We start from the raw sequence: 20383 nt of genomic DNA on the forward strand, positions 1-20383 counted from the left end.
AAGTCATATCCTTGACTTAGGCTCAGCCTTTTAAAGCTGTTTCTAACCCGTTCTTCCGGGCAGTTATTTACAAGCGTTGCGTCTATTCGGATTCAGAACGAGGAAATCCTCTGGAAGCTCAAACAGCTTGTCAACCAGTTCGTCCATGCCGGATTCCAGCTTGAACTCCATTTCCTCCCGGTACAGGGGGACCAGGAAATAAACCTGAACCTGATTACCATCTTTCGTATGGATGGTGCTAACCTCTTCCGGCAGAGCATACAGGATCACGCCTGACAACCCAGTGTTATCCGCATAGGGCTTGTAATCCTCAGTGTTAGGGATCGTATGTCCATATCCAAGCCACGTCTGATACATATGCGGGAATCGGGCAAGCATCTTCATCAGCCGGATCGGCCAGTAGTTCTCCTCCACTTCAAAATCCTCCTGCGTAAGCGGCCAGTCCGCCGGCAAAAACATCATCAGCTCCGCGCGTTCCAGATGCTTGTACTCTTCACGGATCTCCTGCGGGAGGGTCATCGGCAGATCGCTCATCCCATTGGTGTACAGCACCCGGTATCGCTCATCTGGTGTAGCCTCCATAATATTCACATCAATATGTACGATGTCTGAAATCAGTTCATGGAACACGCCGGTTTCCCGGTTGGGAAAGACCAGATTGAAATGGTCGTTTAAATCTTCCATGTACAAAATATTGGAGGGAGGGGTAATCTGCTGCTCATCCAGAGCGTCATAACCATAAATGGTGGTACCGTCTTCCGATTGGCCCATTGCATTGCCGCCAAACAGCTTTTTGAAAAAGTTCATGTCCTTGCGCTCCTCTGTGTGGGTTAAAGTGCGAAATGAATATAGATGGTTTGAAGCCTCACTTGAAAGTATAACAAAAGGCATAGCCCCGGAGCGATGGGTCTATCGATTCGAATTACAAAGGATATGCATGCACAATGGTCGTGTATTAACCAGAGAGTTTTTATGTACCAGGACAAGAAACGCTGTACTCGGATTCCGAAAATCATTGAATGTGATACAACGTTGAATGATTACAACAGGGATACTTAAATAATTTAATTTACTTTTTAAACAATTTACTTTACAAAGTATAACGGTTATTGTATATTCAGATCATAAAAAAGGTTATTTTTTCCAAAATACTTTTATGGAGGTGTAGGAGACAAACAACAATCAGATTGGGATTTTTGACAGGCAACATAGGGCGTTGACGATTGGTATTATGCTGGTTCTAACCACCGTAGCTTTCGAGGGGCTCGCTATTACGACTATTGCTGCGACAATGGCACAAAGCTTGCAGGGAATACATTTATACGGTTGGATTTTCAGCGCATTTTTGTTATCCCAGCTTATTGGAACCTTGGTTATAGGTCAGCTGGTTGACAAGCGCGGCGTTTTTACCTCCTTGCTCGTGTCGTTTAGTATTTTTGTGCTGGGAACCGTGGTTGCGGCTGTTTCTTTTGATATGCACATGCTTATTGCAGGAAGAGCCCTTCAAGGCTTTGGAGCGGGAGCTCTGATCACATGCATTTATACCTGTGTGACGCTGCATTATTCGGATGCTTTGCGTACTCAGATTTTAGCAGCATTCTCCATGGCCTTTGTTCTGCCTTCCTTAATAGGACCTTACCTGGCAGGTCTAATTGCCTCCTATATGTCATGGCGATTTGTTTTCTGGATTGTTTTACCCCTGATTGGCTTGGCGTTGAGTCTCACATTCCGCGCTTTCCGTGCATTGCAACTTCGGCAAGTGCTGACGGGTCCGGCGCAACAAGCAGACTCGAAGACTCTTCACGCGATCGTGCTTGCCATTGGAACGGGGCTATTACTCACAGGACTCGGGATGATAACCGATTGGACAGGAATTCTACTAACATTGGGTGGTTTAGTCGTCATGATCCCACAAATGCGGATACTTCTGCCTAAGGGCACTTTTGCGGTGAAAAAAGGATTGCCTGCCACATTGGTTTCCAGAGGGCTGTATGTGGCTTGTTATTTTACAACGGAGAGTTTTGTAATTTTGGCACTAACGGAAGTAAAGGGGTTATCAGCTGACCTCGCCGGCCTCATTGTCGCAGCAGGTTCTTTGAGCTGGTCCGCCGCAGCGTGGCTGCAGGCGAAGCTTGATGTACGGGATCAAGGCTATGGCCGAAAGGGCAGAGTTATGGCAGGTATCGGGATTATGATCGCCGGGACTGTACTTGTGATCCTGGCCCTTCTGTTGTCGGAAGGTGGAATTATACTCATCCTGCTCTCGCAAATGATTACCGGCTTCGGTGTTGGATTGGCTAATCCCACAACTGCAGCCATTGCTTTACAACATGCGGTGCCCGGGAAAGAGGGAGATATGTCTGCGAATCTGCAATTTGTGGATTCCTTCTATATGGGAGTAAGCATTGGAGTGGGCGGCGCTCTAATCGCCTTGTCCGAAACTTTACAGTGGGGCCTATCGACAGGAGTGGTGATGGTGCTAACACTCCAATTACTATGGGTCTTATTCAGTTTCCTGGCATCTCTACGAATCACCGAACTCGTTCATCAGGAACATCATCCGAACATCCAGTCGAAAGAGAAACTTCCCATGTAACGGATGACCATCACGTCGCTAAACACATCACGAAGAACGGAGGATAAATTGCATTGGGAGGTAGATAAAATGGCACGTGTATTAGTGGTCATTACTCCGGCTGAAGGCCATGTGAATCCGTCGTTAGGATTAGTTACCCAGTTGATTGACAGTGGAGAGGAAGTTGTCTATGTGTGCGTGGAGGAGTATCGTTCCCGAATTGAACAAACTGGAGCTATGCTCATAACCTATCCATTTCCGCAAGATGCCTTTTCTCATGATCCGGTGTTAAAACCGCAGGAGTACAGTCATCCTTATCAGTTCATTTATATGATGGTAGCCGGTATCATTCGGAGGATTATACCCGAGGTGCTTCGAGTGATCGGCGATCAAAAGTTCGATTATTTGATCTTTGATTCACTGATGGGCTGGGGAGGGACTATTCTTGCCGAAAAACTAGGGATTCCCGCGGTATGTTCGATTGCCTCCTTTGCTTTCGTTGATCCGTTGGGGACTGGCGGAGATATGAATGAGAAGGAGATGGATACGAATACGAAGGAGCTGTATGAGGCTACGATGAAGATAACACGGGAGTTAGCACAAGAGTATCAAGTGAGTATTCCCGCCATGGAAGAGATTCCGGCACATACAGGCCGGTTAAAGCTTGTGTACACAAGCCGTTATTTTCAGCCACATGCAGAAAAACTGGACGATCGTTTTATTTTCACAGGTCCTTCGATCATACCGCGTCAAGATGCTGAGATCTTCCCGTTTGAGCTGCTTCGTGAACGTTACCCCCATACCGTGTACATTGCTATGGGTACTATTTTAAATAAAAACCTTGATTTCTATCAGCTTTGCTTTGAAGCATTTGGGGATATGCCGGTGAATGTGGTTCTATCTTCAGGAAGATACACGGATATGGAGCCGGTGGCTGATCAAATTCCTCCTAATTTTATCGTCATGCCATACGTTGCACAGCTCCATATGCTACAGCATACCGATGTTTTTATCACACATGCCGGAATGAATAGTACGAGTGAGGCGCTATATTACAACGTTCCGTTGGTGATGATTCCATTAACGTCAGATCAGCCTCTTGTAGCCAATCGGGTACAGGAGCTGGGGGCGGGTATCACTTTAAATAAACTTAACCTCAGTGCAACTGATATGAGAGAGGCAGTATTAGAAGTCCTAAGCAATCCATTATATAAACAGCAGGCTTGCCTCGTCGGGGAATCTTTACGGCAGTCCGGCGGTTATAAGCGGGCCGCCGCAATGATTATGAGTCATATGGCTGTGATTGCTAATATTTGACGTGCATTGGACACGCTCCATATAATGAAGAGACGAGAGTGACAGGGGGGATCGAATGGGAGCATGGGGAATCAAAGCATTGGAAAGTGATGAAGGGCTGGATCTGGTGGCAGCGATCGAGGACTTGCTTCCTCGTGACACGTTGGATTTGGGTGAGCTGATGGCGAAGTTTGGTGAGGATGATTTCCTTTATGACGGAACAGTGCTCGCCCTCGCGGAGCTGTATATCGAGTTTCAAGAGAATGGCAGTTTGGATTACGGTTATGAGGAGGAAGAACGCGCCTTGAAGCAAGTACGGGCATTCACGGCCGATCATTCCGCGCTGGGGGCTTTGCTGGAGCATTTGAATGTGATTTGGACTGACATTGAGGGGGAGTGCGAGGGCGATTTGGCGGAACTATGGCACGAATCGTCAAGCTGGGACGAATGGCGGGCACATGTACAGCAGCTGATTTCCAAGTTGGAAGCGCGGCTTGCCAAAGAATCGTAGTAGGGTGATTGAATGAGGACAAAAGCGCGGCAATCCGTATGATAGGGTTGCGGCGCTTTTGAGTCCAATAGGAGAGAGGAAAGCCTGCTTCATCATAAGTAGCTTCCCTATTGGAGCATTCACAGACTTACCCGGCAAATTTTTTTCTAGCTTCATGGTCACAAGGCGTGCAATCTCCTGTACTGAAAGATCTGCAATTTTCCTTGAACTACCATGCCTTTGCCTGTTCCAATATGACCAGACATTGGCTGCTCAGTGAACCGCACGTTACTCCTGAAGAACAGAATTACCGAACGCTCAGGGCCATGCCGCAAATGTTGCATGATGAACTGAATTGTTATAGAGAAAAGGAGCAGGTATGAACTACATCATGAAGTTTTGAAAACTAAAAAATAATTAAAAGAACCCTTAAACATTTTAAAGGTTCTTTTTTTATTATCAGGAGAGGATAAACATTCGATAACAACACTGCAGATTGATACTTGAATAAATTGTGAAATTCTACATAGGGTGAAATAACAACTAATTTATGGAGGAGGAACTTATGAAAGCGCTGTTATATCCGCTGCGATGAAGTAAGCTGTTGAAGCCTTGGTGTTTACGATAGGGGTAAGCCGTGGGTGCACGGATCGAAAAAAGGAGGATTTTCAATGATGTCAAAACGATTTTGCAGAGTGCTCGTGTTCCTCTGTTGCTTGCTAATGGTGGCGTCACTAATGCCTGCCAGCTTTGCCGCCGCCACTGACAACAACGAGTATACAGAAGCACTTAATGGCGACAGCAGTTCTACAGCTCTTACAAGCTTGCAGACAAATGAAACACCGACCGCCATGTATGGAACTCCCGAACTCGGGTCAGACGACCCGCTGTGGGCCCTAACAATGGAGCATCTCATCAACAAAAGCACTGTGCCCGGCGACCCCAGGCCCCATTCCACAGGCACAGCCAGGATCCTTTGGGACCAAGACTACCTGTATGCCCGTGTAGTCGTGGAGGACAGCAATCTATATCAGGGACCCGGCAATGATTATCAGTTCGACGGCCTGGAGTTTTATGCCGGCGCTGGAACCCAAGGCGCGAATCAATGGCGCATCAGTGCGACGGGCGTGTTTTCAGGGCAAAACGCTCCGGGCAGAGCCGCGTGGACTGAGATCACGGACACAGGATATATCGTGGAGATGAGAATACCTAAAAGAACCTTGAACTTGCAGGCAGGCCCGTTTACCTTTGAAGTTTATATCAATAACTCGTCGGAAAAGGGCGGTGACCGCTATGAAGTCGTTTCCTGTTTCGGAACTCCGGACGCGGCTTACAACAATGCTGCTTCTTATACAAACAGCCTGAATCTCATTGCCGATAGTGGAGCGGACGACAGATTCTCAATCACCGCCACGGCGGAATCGGGCGGCCGGATAACGCCGAACGCACCCGGCAATGTTCTGAGATTAGCTAGCGGCTCAGACCAAACCTTTACGGTTACCCCCGATTACGGCAAAATTGTAGACACCGTAAAGGTAGATGGAGAGGACGCAGCTCTATCCGATGATGGCACATATACCTTTTCAAATGTTGCCGCTAACCATACCCTTCAAGTGACATTCAAAAATGATTCGACCGCGGAGTTGCTCCCCTTTATTGTATGGAATGACAACTTCGCCCGCGGCGAGTACACGACGGCTGTCATCATTGACTTAGGCGAAGGGAAGATGGCGGAAGGCTCCAAGCTTAATCCGGACTTGTTTACCGTCTCGGCCAGGAACACGACCCTGAACGGCGACTCGGTAACCTTTGAAGGGACGCGCAAGATCACTAGGGTATACGCCAATGACGAACCGAAGGTACGCGGCTATCTGGGGACGGTAAGCCGTTCACCGGATTATCAGGACGGACTGGAACGCGGCCGTTACATCGTAGTTGAGCTCGAGTTCTATTCAGAGAGCGGCGGCAATATAACGCTGGATGGCAGCATGAACTCAACAAAACAGGTTTACAGCGTCGTCCAAAACGGCGAGCTCGTACTGACAGAAGGGGCTCCGCTTAACTATGTGGTTTTTGAACAGGAAAAAGTTGTAAATCCGATCCTTGACCAATTTACAGCCCCTGCGGGCAATTCGGTCAATCGCGCGCTCTACCTTCACAAGGATGGAAACGGTGAGGTGTCGCGGGGCTTGCCGCTGTATGTCTATACCCACGGCATGGGACGCGGCGGCACAAGTGCTGCGACTGACCCCAAAGCGGCTATGAAATCCGCCAACGGCTCGGTCGCTCTGATGAAGAAAATGGAAAAAGATCCCGAGAAATACGCCAGCCATATCCTGAATATTTCCTATAATGGCACGAGTACTCCCTCCACAGCCAATGTTAAGAAGGTTATTGATGACCTGGTTGCCAGCGGTGCAGTAGACCCCAACCGTATTTACGCGGCGGGCTTCTCATGGGGCGGTCAGTATACAAACAGCTTAGTTAACGCTTATCCCGGCTTTTTTGCGTCCGCCGCACCTATGTCTCCGGTAAGCGGCTCACCTAACGCGAACGCCAACTACGTTCACACCAACCTGGCCTATTGGATGTTTATCAATGAGCACAACCTTGGAGGATACCAGACTAACCTCACTAACTTCATAACCGTTAATATGCCGAAAATGATCAATGCGAGAGCTTCGCGCTTTGAGAGCAATGAGGCGCTTATATGGCCTTACAATCAATTTGATCAGCCGAATCAGAAACCGGATCCGAACCATTCACCTGTCCTGAGTGATTCAGTGGCACACGAAGTGGAAGCGGCGGTTCTTTACAACGACATAACGATGGGGACTTGGAGCATAGCGCCAACAGCGCAGTCCTCTAACCTGCCGGCTTGGAACAATGACTACACAGACGTCTTTGACTGGATGTTTGCGCAGACCGCAGCAAACCATCGGCCTGTTGCCGGATACGGTTCACCTGTATTGGGCACAAACGACAAACTGTGGGAACAAGCTGTGGAGTTTGACATAAACAAAAGTAGCGCACCCGACCAGAAGATAGGCCCCAAGGCTACCGGCAAAGCCAAAGTATTTTGGGACGAAGACTTTCTGTATGCACGCGTTGTGGTTACAGACCCGAATGTGTGCGCCGGTCACACGCCTGGCACTGAGTACATGACCGACAGCGTGGAATTTTATGTCGGTGACGGAAAAAGTGGCTCAAATCAGTGGCGTATTGGCGCAAGCGGTATTTTCTCAGGTCAAACCGCTGCGGGCCGCGACGGTTCGGTTAAACGAACGGACACCGGGTATATCGCGGAAGTGAAGATACCTAGAAGAACCGTTGAATTCACGAGCAATTCCCCGATTACGTTTGATGTGTACATCAATAACTCAACGGGTGCGGGGAATGACCGTTATGAGGTGGTATCCGCTTTAGGTAAGCCCGACGCGGGTTATGGCAGTTCTGACAGCTTCAAGAATAGCTTGCTGCTGCTTGGGGGCTCCACGGTATCCAGGCACCCCGTTAACGCTACGGCAGGATTAAACGGCACCATCTCGCCATCCGGTTTGATTCGGGTAGCTGACGGCGGAAGCCAATCCTTTACATTCACTCCGATCAGCGGTTATGTCGTGGATACCGTAACTGTAAATGGTGCATCTGTAGAGATTGCAAATAATACCTATACCTTGAAAAACGTGAACACCGATGACAAGGTAATCCATGTTACATTCAAACCCGATCCGGCCGCAACGTTACTTAACTTTATCGTATATAACGATAACTTTGCCACCGGAGAATTTACCACAGCCGTTATCATCGATCTGGGTGCGGGAAATGAAGCTGCGGGTGCCGATCTTAGTTCAAACCTGTTTACAGTCTCGGCGAGGAATACTCTGCTGGACGGTAACCTGGCATATCAAGGCACACGCACCGTCAATAGAGTATACGTCAATGACGAACCTAGACCCAGAGGGTATAAAGGTGTGAACCAGAACTCCCCTGATTATCAGGCTGGACTAACTAAAGGCCGCTACATCGTTGTAGAATTGGAATTTTGGACATTAACCGGCGGACAGTCCACTTTGGAAGCATCCAAATCCACCATCCAGAATTACAACATTGTATCTAGTGGCGATATCAAGCTTGATGGCAAGGCTGCCATTGTTAAGTCGTCTTTCGCACAGTCAGGTACCGTTAATGAAATCATCGACAAATTTGAAGTGGGTCCCAAAATTGACAAAGCGGAAGCGATGCAGTATGGACTCTATATTCATAAGGACGGCAACGGCGTTCCGGTAAAAGGGCTTCCCCTTTACATCTACGCTCACGGTTCTACCCGCGGCGGTACACAGGACGGGGATACCTTCGCGCCCATCAGGTCCGCCAACGGAGCCACCGCGCTTATGAAAAAAATGGAGAAGAACGCTAAATACGCTAGTCATATCATCGCTTTGCGGGCGCAAAACAATGTTCAGGCAACACCCGCTACCTTAAAGGCTTATATCGATGATCTCGTAAGTAAGGGACTTGTTGACCCCAACCGTATTTACATGGCAGGCTTCTCTATGGGATCCGCTTATACGAATACTTTCCTGACGACATATCCCGATTTGCTCGCAGCCGCAGCGCCCATGTCTTTTCCACCATCAATCAACGCGAAACAAGCCGAAACGCTTAAAAACTTTGCATACTGGTCATTCGTTAACACAACTGATTCTTCAACAATAAAAACAGGGGCGGAAACTTATATAGCGAATATAATGCCCCTATTGGAAAACGCCAGGCACACGTTCATCGACAGAAATGAAATATTCGTGTGGCCTTATGACCAATGGACAAAGGCGGAAGCACCTGTTAATGGAACCAATTGGATTCCTTCCGGCCATGAGATGGAAGCTTCCGTTCTGTGGAACAATATTTCAGGCTACACAGATACTTTGTCCAATGTAGGTTCCAACAAGGAGTGGAGCCTTAAGCCTACGGCGCAGTCCTCTAAGTTGCCGGCTTGGAACAATGACTACACTGACGTCTTTGATTGGATGTTCGCGCAGAGAAAAACGGGCGTCCCCAATCCATCTGGTGGCAATACGGGCAATACCAGCAGTTCGGGCAATACCGGTAATAGCGGCAATACCAGCACCGGGACAGTCACTGGATCGTTGAAGCCGACCTACACAGTGATTACACCAAAGGATAAGCCTGCGGTCACGGACAAGAACGGCAACACCACCCTGCCCGGCGGCGGCGAGATTGTGACCAAGGGCGGGACGAAGATTAAGGTGCACGAAGGTACGACGATAGACTCAAAAGGTAAGGTGACCCTTCCGGCGGGCAAGAGCGCCGAAGTGACACTACACGGCGGCGCGAGTGCCGGCTTAGACAAAGGCATGTCGCTGAACATCCATGAGGGTACGGAATTTGTGTTCGATGACGACACCCCGCTGGGCTTCCTCGTGATGTCTGGCAATCCATTCAGGGATGTCAACATGGACGACTGGTTCTACAGCTACGTAAACTCCGCCTACACATACGGTCTTTTCAACGGCACGACGTACACGACGTTCTCACCGGGCACTTCAATGACGCGTGCGATGTACGTGCAGGTACTGGCCAATCTGGAGAATGTTAACCGCTCCGGCTACACGAATTCCCGTTTTAGCGACGTGACGGATGGGCAGTGGTACACGGCGGCAATCGAGTGGGCGGCCGAAAGCGGCATAGTCAACGGTATAAACGCAGACCTGTTTGAACCCAATTCACCGTTGACACGCGAGCAGATGCTGGTGATGCTGTACAATTACATGAAGTACAAGGGCTATGAGATACCTGAAAGCCAATCTAAATCCTTTGCGGACGAGAGTCAGATCAGCTCATGGGCGTTGAAGGCCGTTCAGGCACAGCAGGGCATCGGAATTGTATCAGGCAAGCCGAACAACTTCTTTGCCCCCCAAGCTACCGCCACCCGCGCTGAAGTAGCTGCTATCTTTATAAAGCTCATCGAATATCTGGCTAAGTAAAAGCGTAAACAGAAACATGCGGACCCTTCCGGCTGGGCAAGATCCAGCCGGAAGGGTCTTTTTCAGCAATCCTGATTACAAGAGAAGGAAAACGTCGATATGTGGCGAAAATACCTAAAGAAGTAAATAAATCTCATGGGAAAGGAGACCCCATGTTCATAGTTAATAAAGAACATTATGACCAGAATGAACTGGAACGCCGAATAAATGCGATATACGCATTATTGGGTTCCTCGGTTTGGAAGGAACGGCGGACAGCTGTATGCATGAAGGAACCGGCGAATATTCTGGCCGCCACGGAGCTGATTATCAGGAATGAGGGTTCGGTGCTTCTGATCAACGGCGATACCCCGATTGAAAGCGCTCTCCGTCAAGCCGAAGACGCAGGCTGTACGGGTCTGCTGACCGAAGCAGGAGGCAGCGCCGTCTTTCACCCGCTACACTCACGCCTGGATCGGATGAATGGGGAGCCGTCCTTGCTTCAATTCAGCTCCGGCACGACCGGCGCTCCCAAGCTAGTTGAACGGTCTTGGTCTCATGTGCAAATGGAAATCGAGGCCTACAACAAGCTGCTGCCCTGCAGCGGGGAGGATCAACCGATCATTCTGGTGCCCGTCTCCCATTCCTTTGGATTCATCACAGGCATGCTTTCCGCACTGAAGCGCGGAGTCGAGCCGGTTATCGTGACGGACAAGAACCCCAAGTTCGCCCTGCATCTCATGCAGCAGCATGATCGCCATGTGGTGTATGCGGTGCCCTTCCTCTTTCAAATTCTGCTCAGTCTGATGAGAGAGAAGGTGCTTCTTAGAAAGCTGGTATCCTCTGGTTCCCCGATGTCTGCAGAACTGCTGAACAGGCTTGGGGGTGCAGGTGTGGAGGTGATCCAGCAATACGGGTGCTCTGAGGCGGGCTGCATCTCGCTTGGCGACCGGCCCTCCGGTTCTACGGATGCCGGGATGTTACTGGAGCATATGGCCATTGAAAGAGCCGGAACCCGGGATCAGCCGGATGAAATAATCATTGCCACAGGCGGACGCCGGATTCATACCGGAGATATGGGATATTGGATCGGCGGCAGGCTTCATGTTCAGTGCCGGATGGATGATCTGATTAATGTGTCAGGACTGAAGGTAGCTCCCTCCGAGGTGGAGGATGTCATCCGGAGGCTGGACGGCGTTCAGGAAGCTGTCGTGCACAAGGCTCCGCATCCCGTCTGGGGGGAAGCGGTCAAAGCTCGAATCGTCCGGAAGGGCGATGCGCTGTCTCAGGAGGAGGTGAAGAGGTGGTGCGCGCGGTTTCTGCCTGCTTATAAAGTTCCGGGCTTTATTGCTTTTACGGAGGACATTCCGAAGACGGGTACAGGGAAGGTTATGCGAAAACAATTGGTAGAAGAGGAGTATGGTATTCATGGATAAGATACAAACGGTATCTCAATTGAGGCAGCTCATGTCCGAACAATTGGAGCTCTCTCTCCCGGACGTCATTAAAGAGGAAGACCGGCTGTACGAAGACTTAAACGTAGATTCGATCATGGTACTCCAATTGGTGGTATACATCGAGGAAGTGTTCAACGTAACTGTGCCCGAGGAGGAGATGGACCCTGCCGTCTTCCAAACGGTCGGTTCTTTAGTCGATTTCATCCACGCCCTTAAGGGGGAGCACATCGCCCAAGTGGAAACCAAATCTTAAGATCATAGAAAAGGATGAATATGATGACTAACGTGAATGAACAGGATATCGTACAATTCGTGATTGACCGGGTGGCCGATTTGACCTCCAGACCGGAGCTGGCGGAGGAATTGAATGGGGACGCACCGCTAGAGGATGCAGGCGTGGATTCGGTGCTGCTGGTCAACCTGATGATGCAGATTGAACAGCAGTATGAGATTTTTTACGAGGACGACGAGCTTCTGCAGGAGAACTTCGCCACCGCGCGCTTGATCTCACAACGCATATTGGCCAAACGGGCCGTTAAAACCGGGGCTTGACGTGAAGCAAGCCCATTGCTTTCTGAACGGACTCGGTTATGGCTTGGAGCAAGCCGGATGGGATGATCGTCCGCTCTATATCGGTGCTTGGGACGCGCCATTCAGCGTTACGGAGGACGGCAAGCTGACCTATTTCTCAGCGGACATCACACCGTCCGAATATTTGCGGCTGTTCACCCGCCTGTACGGGGAAGGGGCATTGGAGTGGTATGATTACGGGGCCGAAAAACTCGTCAACCTGAAGAAGTTTCTGGAGGTCCTGCGGCGTCATCCGGAGCTTCCTGTTTTGGTACAGCTCGATCTGTTTCATATGCCCTATCAAAAAAGAACGTTTCAAACCATGCATCAGCCCCATTTTGTCATCGTACACGGAATGCGGGGCAATCAATTCGTGGTATACGACCGCTATTTTGAATGGGAAGGGTTACTGGCCGCGAGCCATGTACACGATGCTTTTCTGAGCAATGAACTGGGCGGGGGACTGCTGCTTCATCCCGAATGGCTCCATGCGCCGGACGCCCACGAGGTGGCGAGAATCTTCGAGGATACGATAGAGACCGATCCGGGTGAACGATCGCTAACCGGCATGGTGAGGCGAAGGATTATGCAGACGGTGGAGTCGCCGGGCATGTATCCGCCCGGGACCTTGAAGGATTCTTTATCCCAGCTCGGCATCCTCGCCAAACGCAAATACAGCTACGGGCTGCTGTATCAATATTTTTCGGAAGCGCTTAATCAAGGTACGGAGCTGTATCAGGAGCAGCTGGAAGGATTCATAAAAATGTGGAGTACGCTCGCATACCTGGCGATCCGTACATCCATGCCGGGACGAACCGGGGAAATCGGACTGCTGGTGGATAAGGTGGAGCAGCTGCACAGGACGGAGCAACAGCTGAAGGAGGAATTGATCGATGTCTATCATCGCTGGAAACCCCGATTTGCATGCGGAGTGCAGACCTAGGGTGGGCTGCTTCGACGGCCATTCCCCCCGGTTGAACGAACGGGTGATTGATGACCAATGGACAGGGTATCTGGCTGAATATACGGAGCTCATCCGCATTCCGCCGGTACGCTTCGCCAAGATCTTCGGGGGTTCGCTTCGCCAGTTCTCCAAGCAGCCGATGTCTTCGCTTCCGCAAGCCTCGGAGCGGCTGGCCCGATTATGCGAGGAATACGGAATCGATACGCTTTATGTGAACGCTCCTTATTTCATGCCTTTCTTGATGCTGGTTCGGAGCTTCGCCAAGCTTCCGCTTCGCTTCATGGTTATCGCCCATTCCGTCGCATCCGCCCGTTGGTTAACAACTTGGCTGTCCTGTGCGCCTTGGATTACAGAACAGGATGTGCTGCTTGCCAGTACGGAATCTTGCAGACAGGCGCTGGTGAATCTCTCACCCCGGTATGCGCATGCCCATAAGATCCCGTTATGCATCGACACCTTGCTGGCTGCGGAGCCGGTTCGGCCGCTTCCCGGTAAACGTCTGTTATCCATCGGCCGGCTGGAAGAGGTAAAGAACATTCATGTGCTCTTAGAGGCTATGGCGGAAATAAAGCAGCGTGTCCCGGACACTGTATTGACGATTGCCGGAGAATATACGGGGTCTTTGCAGGAAGCGGACCGGTATAAAGAACGGATTGAAGCCATCGTAGCGGAATATAGACTGGAGCAAACCGTGGAGTTTACAGGTCCCGTCCACGGGAGCGAGAAAGACCGCCTGTTCCGGGAATCCAGGCTTCTGGTCAACCTCTCCACCGATCCTGGAGAGACGTTTGGCTTCAACCTCCTGGAAGCGAAAGCCCACGGTCTTCCTGTGGTCTGCACCAACTGGGACGGTTTCCGGGAGCTGCTTGTTGACGGCGAGGACGGTTCCTTCGTCCAGGTAGATTGGTCCGGTGAACATCCGAAGATAGATCTGGACGGGCTGGTTCGCAGCTGCACCGGGGTTCTGCTGGATGAGAAGCTTCACGACAATCTCTCGCAAGGAGCGCGGCGTGGCGCTCTAATGTACGACTATCGGACCATCATGCCGCAGATCAGGAGGCTCCTGAATGCTCCCCTTGGACAGATAGCGGATGAGGCGGAGGAGACCGCCCTGCTGGAATCTTCTATGAGAACGCTGAACGAAATCTATCATTGCAGCTTATTGGAAGCGGCAGGCTGTTTGAGTGAATCGCCGCTGTCGGTTCTGGATTGGCAGCCGCAGGGTGACACGGAGGAATGGATGCGCAGGGTGAAGCCGCTTATTCAACATTTTGCCGGGAGGAACCATCATGCACACGTTTAAACTGTTCCGACGTCTTGCTCCCTACGTGAAGATCAAATGGAATTTTACCTTGATTGCTTATGTTTGCACGTTCCTGCAATTGGGACTCGTCATGCTTCAGCCCTTAATCTTCGCCTATCTGATCGACCACGTGCTGATTGGCGGAAACCGCAAGCTGATTGTCCCGCTGCTTAGCCTGTCCTTGGGAATAGGTGTTCTCTCCATCGTGTTCCTGTTTATCCGGGTAGGTCTGTTCCGCTATCTGGGCATCTGTAATATGCTGGATATCCGCAACGAGCTGTTGAAGCATGTCCGGCAGATCCCCATTCCGGAAATTCAGAAGGAAGGACCCGGGAAATTCTCGGCCTTGCTCGGGATGGATACAGCTACGATGGGAAATTTCCTCAACCACATCCTGGTCGAGATTACCTCACAGCTGTTTATGATGCTGATATCCCTCGGAATCCTGTACTATATGGACTGGCGGCTTGGCATCGTTGCCACGCTTAGCATTCCCTTCCTCTTATGGGTGCCAGGGCTGTTCCGCAACCCTGTGGCGCGTTATTCGTCCGCCGTTCGAACCCATAATGAAGAGATCGGAACCTATCTCTATGAAGCGATCGAAAGTTCACAGGAAATCCGGGCTTTAGGACTAGAGGGATGGGAACGGAAGCGGAATGAAACGATGTACAAGGGGCTGGTGAAGGCCAGCACCCGGGAAACGCTGTATGCCGTTATGTCGTTTCAAATCAGCGGTTTCGTGATTAGCCTGATCCTGGCTGCCATCTATTGGATCGGCAGCGATCAGGTGCTCCACCAAATGATGACCGTTGGTATGATGGTTGCTTCCGTAACCTATCTGCAGAACGCTCTGAATCCGGTACAGCAGATTAACAACTTTTTCAGAGAGCTTCAAGGAGCGGAAGTTGCAATGGGCAGAATTGAGCAATTTATCCAGACCCCGATCGATCCCTATTCGGAAAACGAGAGGAAGCAGGCTTCGCCTGCAAGGGAGACTCAGCTTGAAGCAACGCCGTCCGGTATCGAAGTGTGCAGTTTGCGCGTCGGGTACGGTGGAACGGAAATCTTGAAGGATCTATCATTGTCGCTGTCTCCGGGCAAGGTGTATGCTTTCGTCGGGCGGAGCGGGTCTGGGAAATCCACCCTTTTCCGCGCGCTTATCGGGATGATGCCCGTTCTCGAAGGTGAAATTCGAATCGGCGGACAGAATCTGGAGGAGATGACCCGCAGTGCGATCAGCCGCAAGGTTGGCATCGTGTTCCAGGAGCCTTACTTGTTCCGGGGCACCCTTATGGAAAATATTGCTGTCGGGAAGCTGGACGCGACGGAGGAGATGGTCAGGCAAGCAGCCCTGAATGCGCGGCTCGGAGCTCTGCTGGAGCAACTGCCGGAAGGACTCAACACGAAGATTGACCATAAAGGCTTCCAGCTATCCGGCGGACAGCGGCAGAGGCTGGCTATTGCGCGTGCCCTCTTGCACAATCCCGATATTCTTATCCTGGACGAACCGACCTCCGCCTTGGACCAGCTTACGGAGATTGAACTTATGGATTCCATACGCCAAGTCATGGCGGGCAAGACGATTCTGGTAGCCACTCATCGCCTGCAAACCATTATGAACGCGGACCGTATTCTGGTGATGGAGAACGGTTGTCTGGTGGCGGAAGGCGACCACGAAGAGCTCATGAAGCAATCGGCTGAGTATTATGCTATGGCATCGACCTTCGAGCGCGATACCTCTGTGGCCGGACAGGCATCTTATAAAGAGGGGGTTCCGGTATGAATGGCACAGGCACCCTCAGGGAATTGTTTCAACGTGCACGAAGGCATGACCGGGGAATCACTTACAAGGCACGAAGCGGCGAGTCCGATTGGACAAGTTATGCGGAACTCGGAAACCGCATGGACCTTCTCGCTGAACGGCTGAAGCAGGCGCAGCTGCGTCCGAATTTTATCGGGGCTGTCTGGATGGCTCCGACGCCGGAGTGTCTGGCTGTCATCGGGGCAATCATTTTGGCGGGAGGCATTCCGCTCCCCATCCACAGCTACATGCCAGGACAGGACATGCTCCGCCTCATCCGCAAATTTGAACCCGAAGCTGTGTTCGTCTCGGAAGAGAAGTTTCCAATCCTCGCGGAATGGAACATGCAAGGGGAAGAGTTGCCATTCTGCCTGTATGCAGGTATGGCAAGCGGACCGGTTGCAGGAATCAGCGCCGCTCCGCGGCCGGTACGCCGGTACACGCCGCCAGAGGCCGTGCGTATGATATTCCTCTCCTCCGGTTCGACGGGAGAGCCGAAGGGGATCATGCTGAGCGACCACAACATGCTGTCCAATGTGGACGCAATCCTGGAGTACACGACTCTGTGCGACGAGGACATCGTTCTGCTCTCGAAGTCCCTGGGGTATTGCTCGACCATTGTTGGGGAATGGTTCGCCGCCATGGCCTCTGGTGCCAATCTTGTTCTAAGCGGGGGCTTCGTGCATCCCTTCGAGATGATCCAGTGCGTCCGTACGAATAAGGTGACCTTCTTATGCACTGTGCCGTCTGCGATCCTGCCTCTAATCCATTCCGCCAAATGGGCGGCGGAGGATCTGCTCACGCTCCGGCAGATGCTCATTGTCGGCGGCCCGATGCCTGCCGTCATGCTGCTTCGTTTGGCTGACCGTCTGCCTCACGTGCGGCTGACGCCCTCCTATGGACTGACCGAAGCATCTCCGCGCGTCTCGTATTTGCCCTACACTCAGTTGAGGACGAAAACGCAATCCGCCGGGATACCCATTAACGGCGTCGAGCTGGCCATCTTTCAGGACGGAAGAAAGGCGGCAACAGGGGAGAGTGGAGAGGTGGTCGTTCGAGGGCCGAATGTGATGATCGGCTATTATGACGATCCGGATCGCACCCGCGAGATCCTAGGCCACCTCGGCCTGCATACCCGGGATACCGGGTATCTGGACGAGGATGGATATTTGCACTTGACCGGGCGAACCGATAACGCTCTCCTTGTCGGGGGACACACGGTGTACCCGGAAGCGGTCGAAAGCGTCCTATTGAGCTTGCCTGGGGTGGCGGACGCTGCTGTGTCGGCCGTAGAAGACCTTCAATGGGGACATCGTCTGATTGCCGTGATAGTATCCGCAGCTTCCACAGAGCCTGTCAAGAGCCCGGAGCTGCATGCCTGGTGCGTAAAACGCTTATCCCCGGCCTTGCGTCCCAGGGAATTCCGCTTCGTTACGGCTCTGCCCAGAACAGCCAGCGGAAAGCTGGATCGCAAAGCCCTGAAATCTATGGTGAAGGAGGAAGAACATGTCCATAGAGCATGAAGATATACTCTTTAAGGTGAGAGAAACGATAGCCGCTGTGGCCAAGAGGCTAACAAGCGAGGTCGAGCTGGACCATGCTTTGGTAGATGATCTGGGAATCGACTCCATTCAAATCCTGGAGCTTCTGTCGGCTCTGGAGGATACATTCGGCTTTGAGCTGGAGGTGGACGATATTCGCCCGGAATCGTTCCGAAGCGTCCTGGCCGTATTGCATTTTGTAGAACGCAAGGTGGCTTCATGAAGGTGTTCACCCCGGGCCATTTGCAAGAGCTGGCCGGCGAATTGCGCCGGACGTACCCGTTTTATAACCCTTATACGGACGTTGATTTCCATCAGCTGCCGATTACAGACAAACACTTGATCGCAGGCAACCGCGCTCTTTTCGAACATCCCGGTGCGGGACGGGTGATCGAATCATTCACCTCAGGAACTACCGGAGTGCCGTTCCGCTGCGTGAAAACCCCGGAGGAGATATGGACACTCTCGCTGACCCTGTATAAGCATAGAAAAAAATGGGGGCTGCCGTCCAGGCACCGGATGCTGCTGCTGAGCAACCGTCTGCTGGCGGAGCCCAGGTCCCTTAGACATTATGCAGAACGGATGATCAGGGAAGATCCTCATTTTATCCAAGGGAGAGCTTCCGCTCTCTGCACGTTGGCTGAATATATGCGTGACGGGGGATATTCGTTGCCGTCTTCCCTCCTGTTTACCCAGAACTGGGGCGAAACGCTGCATGGCTCCCAGAAAGAACGGATCGAAGAGGTGTTCCGCGTTCCATGCGTAGACTATTACGGTTTGGAAGAGTTCTGGTGTATCGCATTCGCAGGCCAGAGCGGCCAACTGGAAATCGATGAGTCCGCCGTATATGTGGAAATTATTGATCCGGCTTCCGGACTCCATGTAGAGGAGGGGGAATTCGGCGAAGTGTTGGTCACCTCGCTGATCATGAGGAGTCTGCCTTATGTCCGTTACCGGACAGGGGATATCGGAAGTATTCGCAGGAACCCTGAAACCGGCCGTCTCCTTCTTCAACTGCTTCCCGTTCGAACATCCCAGATCCGGCTGCCTGGAGCGCAGGTGCATTCCGCCGTCTTCCGGTATTTGGACAAGTTTTTTTGGGAGCTTGCTGCAGCCAGAGGCGTCCGCCAATTTCAGATCGTGCAGAATACGTACACCTCTTTTTCCGTCCGGCTGGCGACTGAAGCCTCGCCAAGCGAGTTCGAGGACGTGCAGGCCAAGCTATCCGCTTTTCTTCACCAAGCGGCGGGCAAGCCGGTGAAATTGTCCATCGAAACCGTCTCCAGGCTCGAAGCCAATCCTGTCAGCGGCAAAATACCGTCCTTTATTTGCCGTATTTCCTCAAATGAAGAAGGAGAATGAAGAGATGACCTCTCATACGGATACGCCGGCTGCCAAGCCGGAAATGATGAAGCTGGCGGCGATGGAATGTGCAGCTTCCTGCATCATGACCCACTTATACCGGTCCGGGGCCAACCCTGATCTGTTTCTGCTGGATTACTGGAATGTCAATTATGTATCGCGCATTATTACGGCGAGCCAGCATGTGCGATTGAACAAAAGCTTGCCCTTTCTGTACGGCATCCATCTGGTTTACAAGGGAACCGGACCTGAGGCGCTAAAGCAGTCTGTTCAGTCAGGGAACCGTGCGGTAGTGAAATGCCGCCCAGCCGATCTGGATTTTTTCCCTCCCAATATGCTTAGCATGGCGGAGAGTGGATTCGAACATTATATCCTCGCAGACAGCTTCGATGAAGCGCGTAACGCCTTCAGAGTATTCGATCCCATTGTCGGCTTCAACGGATTCCTGACCGGAGAAGAGCTTATGCGGGCATCGGCGGAGCCGGAAGAGGAGGACATCATTTTCTACGAGCTTCAGCCGGATCAAGAAGGGAAGTTCGAGTCTCCCGGCAAGCGTGATATCTTCGCCTATGCAGCCAAGCGAAACTACGACATGTATGTCCGTTCTCAATACAGTTCGGGTACCGCCGCATTGGACAGCTTTGCCCGGGATTTGCAGGAATCTCTAGCTTTAAGCCCGGAACAAACCTCGAACTGGCTGAGCCAGAACTCGATCGCTATTGCTTCCTTAACCAAGCTCCGGTCTTCCATATGGAATAGCTTTGCCCAGCTGGGCGTGATGGACAAGGGGCAGGCGCTGGAAGGGACGAACCGGATCAGCGGGATCGTGAAGTTATGGACGGCACTGAATTTCCTGCTTGTGAAATACCGCAAGCACATCGGGGACGAAGCGCTGCTGCGCTCGGCTCTTGCCAGGCTGCGGGAAGTTCGGGATGCGGAGCTTCAATTCCTGGCCTGGATGAATGGAATAGGCGGTGATCTGACTGCGGTATAATCTATGTACGATTTCTTTTCGGCACGAGCTGGTATCCATCCGG

General features: G+C 51.6%; 15 protein-coding genes. 14 read left to right on the forward strand and 1 reads right to left on the reverse strand.

Translation table 11 applies throughout. The features are described from left to right. Nucleotides 1–63: 63 nt before the first annotated feature. Entirely contained in the window at nucleotides 64–807 is a 744-nt protein-coding gene (locus tag MKX51_RS15670) for a suppressor of fused domain protein (RefSeq protein WP_340993065.1), read from the reverse strand. 424 nt (nucleotides 808–1231) lie between these two features. Between MKX51_RS15670 and MKX51_RS15675 the strand changes: the two genes are divergently transcribed. From MKX51_RS15675 to MKX51_RS15740, 14 genes are all read left to right on the forward strand, one after another. Beyond that, nucleotides 1232–2596 (forward strand): MFS transporter, encoded by a 1365-nt coding sequence (locus tag MKX51_RS15675; protein ID WP_445322069.1) that lies wholly within the window; start codon nucleotides 1232–1234, stop codon nucleotides 2594–2596. Nucleotides 2597–2665: 69 nt separating this feature from the next. Next, nucleotides 2666–3892, forward strand: a complete 1227-nt coding sequence (locus MKX51_RS15680; protein ID WP_340993067.1) for a macrolide family glycosyltransferase — start codon at nucleotides 2666–2668, stop codon at nucleotides 3890–3892. 55 nt (nucleotides 3893–3947) lie between these two features. After that, nucleotides 3948–4382 carry a DUF4259 domain-containing protein gene (locus MKX51_RS15685; RefSeq protein WP_340993068.1) on the forward strand — a complete coding sequence of 145 codons (435 nt, stop codon included), beginning with the start codon at nucleotides 3948–3950 and terminating at the stop codon, nucleotides 4380–4382. A gap of 650 nt (nucleotides 4383–5032) precedes the next feature. After that, nucleotides 5033–10369, forward strand: coding sequence for a sugar-binding protein (locus MKX51_RS15690; protein WP_340993069.1), 5337 nt, complete (start codon nucleotides 5033–5035; stop codon nucleotides 10367–10369). Between the two features lie 266 nt (nucleotides 10370–10635). Next, entirely contained in the window at nucleotides 10636–11784 is a 1149-nt protein-coding gene (locus tag MKX51_RS15695; RefSeq protein ID WP_340993070.1) for an AMP-binding protein, read from the forward strand. Next, nucleotides 11777–12058 (forward strand): phosphopantetheine-binding protein, encoded by a 282-nt coding sequence (locus MKX51_RS15700; protein ID WP_340993071.1) that lies wholly within the window; start codon nucleotides 11777–11779, stop codon nucleotides 12056–12058. The genes MKX51_RS15695 and MKX51_RS15700 overlap by 8 nt, the downstream gene beginning before the upstream one ends. Before the next feature lie 23 nt (nucleotides 12059–12081). After that, on the forward strand, nucleotides 12082–12357 hold the full coding sequence (locus MKX51_RS15705; protein WP_340993072.1) for an acyl carrier protein: 276 nt from the start codon (nucleotides 12082–12084) through the stop codon (nucleotides 12355–12357). Nucleotide 12358: 1 nt separating this feature from the next. After that, nucleotides 12359–13318: a DUF6005 family protein gene (locus MKX51_RS15710; RefSeq protein ID WP_340993073.1), complete on the forward strand. Its 960-nt coding sequence runs from the start codon at nucleotides 12359–12361 to the stop codon at nucleotides 13316–13318. Next, nucleotides 13269–14642, forward strand: coding sequence for a glycosyltransferase family 4 protein (locus MKX51_RS15715; RefSeq protein ID WP_340993074.1), 1374 nt, complete (start codon nucleotides 13269–13271; stop codon nucleotides 14640–14642). Before MKX51_RS15710 ends, MKX51_RS15715 begins: the two co-directional genes overlap by 50 nt. After that, nucleotides 14629–16425 (forward strand): ABC transporter ATP-binding protein, encoded by a 1797-nt coding sequence (locus MKX51_RS15720; RefSeq protein ID WP_340993075.1) that lies wholly within the window; start codon nucleotides 14629–14631, stop codon nucleotides 16423–16425. Before MKX51_RS15715 ends, MKX51_RS15720 begins: the two co-directional genes overlap by 14 nt. Next, complete coding sequence (locus MKX51_RS15725; protein WP_340993076.1) at nucleotides 16422–17966, forward strand: class I adenylate-forming enzyme family protein; 1545 nt, start codon at nucleotides 16422–16424, stop codon at nucleotides 17964–17966. Before MKX51_RS15720 ends, MKX51_RS15725 begins: the two co-directional genes overlap by 4 nt. Then, entirely contained in the window at nucleotides 17950–18207 is a 258-nt protein-coding gene (locus tag MKX51_RS15730) for an acyl carrier protein (RefSeq protein WP_340993077.1), read from the forward strand. The genes MKX51_RS15725 and MKX51_RS15730 overlap by 17 nt, the downstream gene beginning before the upstream one ends. After that, complete coding sequence (locus MKX51_RS15735; protein ID WP_340993078.1) at nucleotides 18204–19346, forward strand: hypothetical protein; 1143 nt, start codon at nucleotides 18204–18206, stop codon at nucleotides 19344–19346. Before MKX51_RS15730 ends, MKX51_RS15735 begins: the two co-directional genes overlap by 4 nt. Nucleotides 19347–19350: 4 nt before the next feature. Then, nucleotides 19351–20340, forward strand: coding sequence for a hypothetical protein (locus tag MKX51_RS15740; RefSeq protein WP_340993079.1), 990 nt, complete (start codon nucleotides 19351–19353; stop codon nucleotides 20338–20340). Nucleotides 20341–20383: the final 43 nt, after the last annotated feature.

Origin of the sequence: Paenibacillus sp. FSL M7-0420 (genome assembly GCF_038002345.1) — a bacterium.
Lineage (GTDB): Bacteria > Bacillota > Bacilli > Paenibacillales > Paenibacillaceae > Paenibacillus_AQ.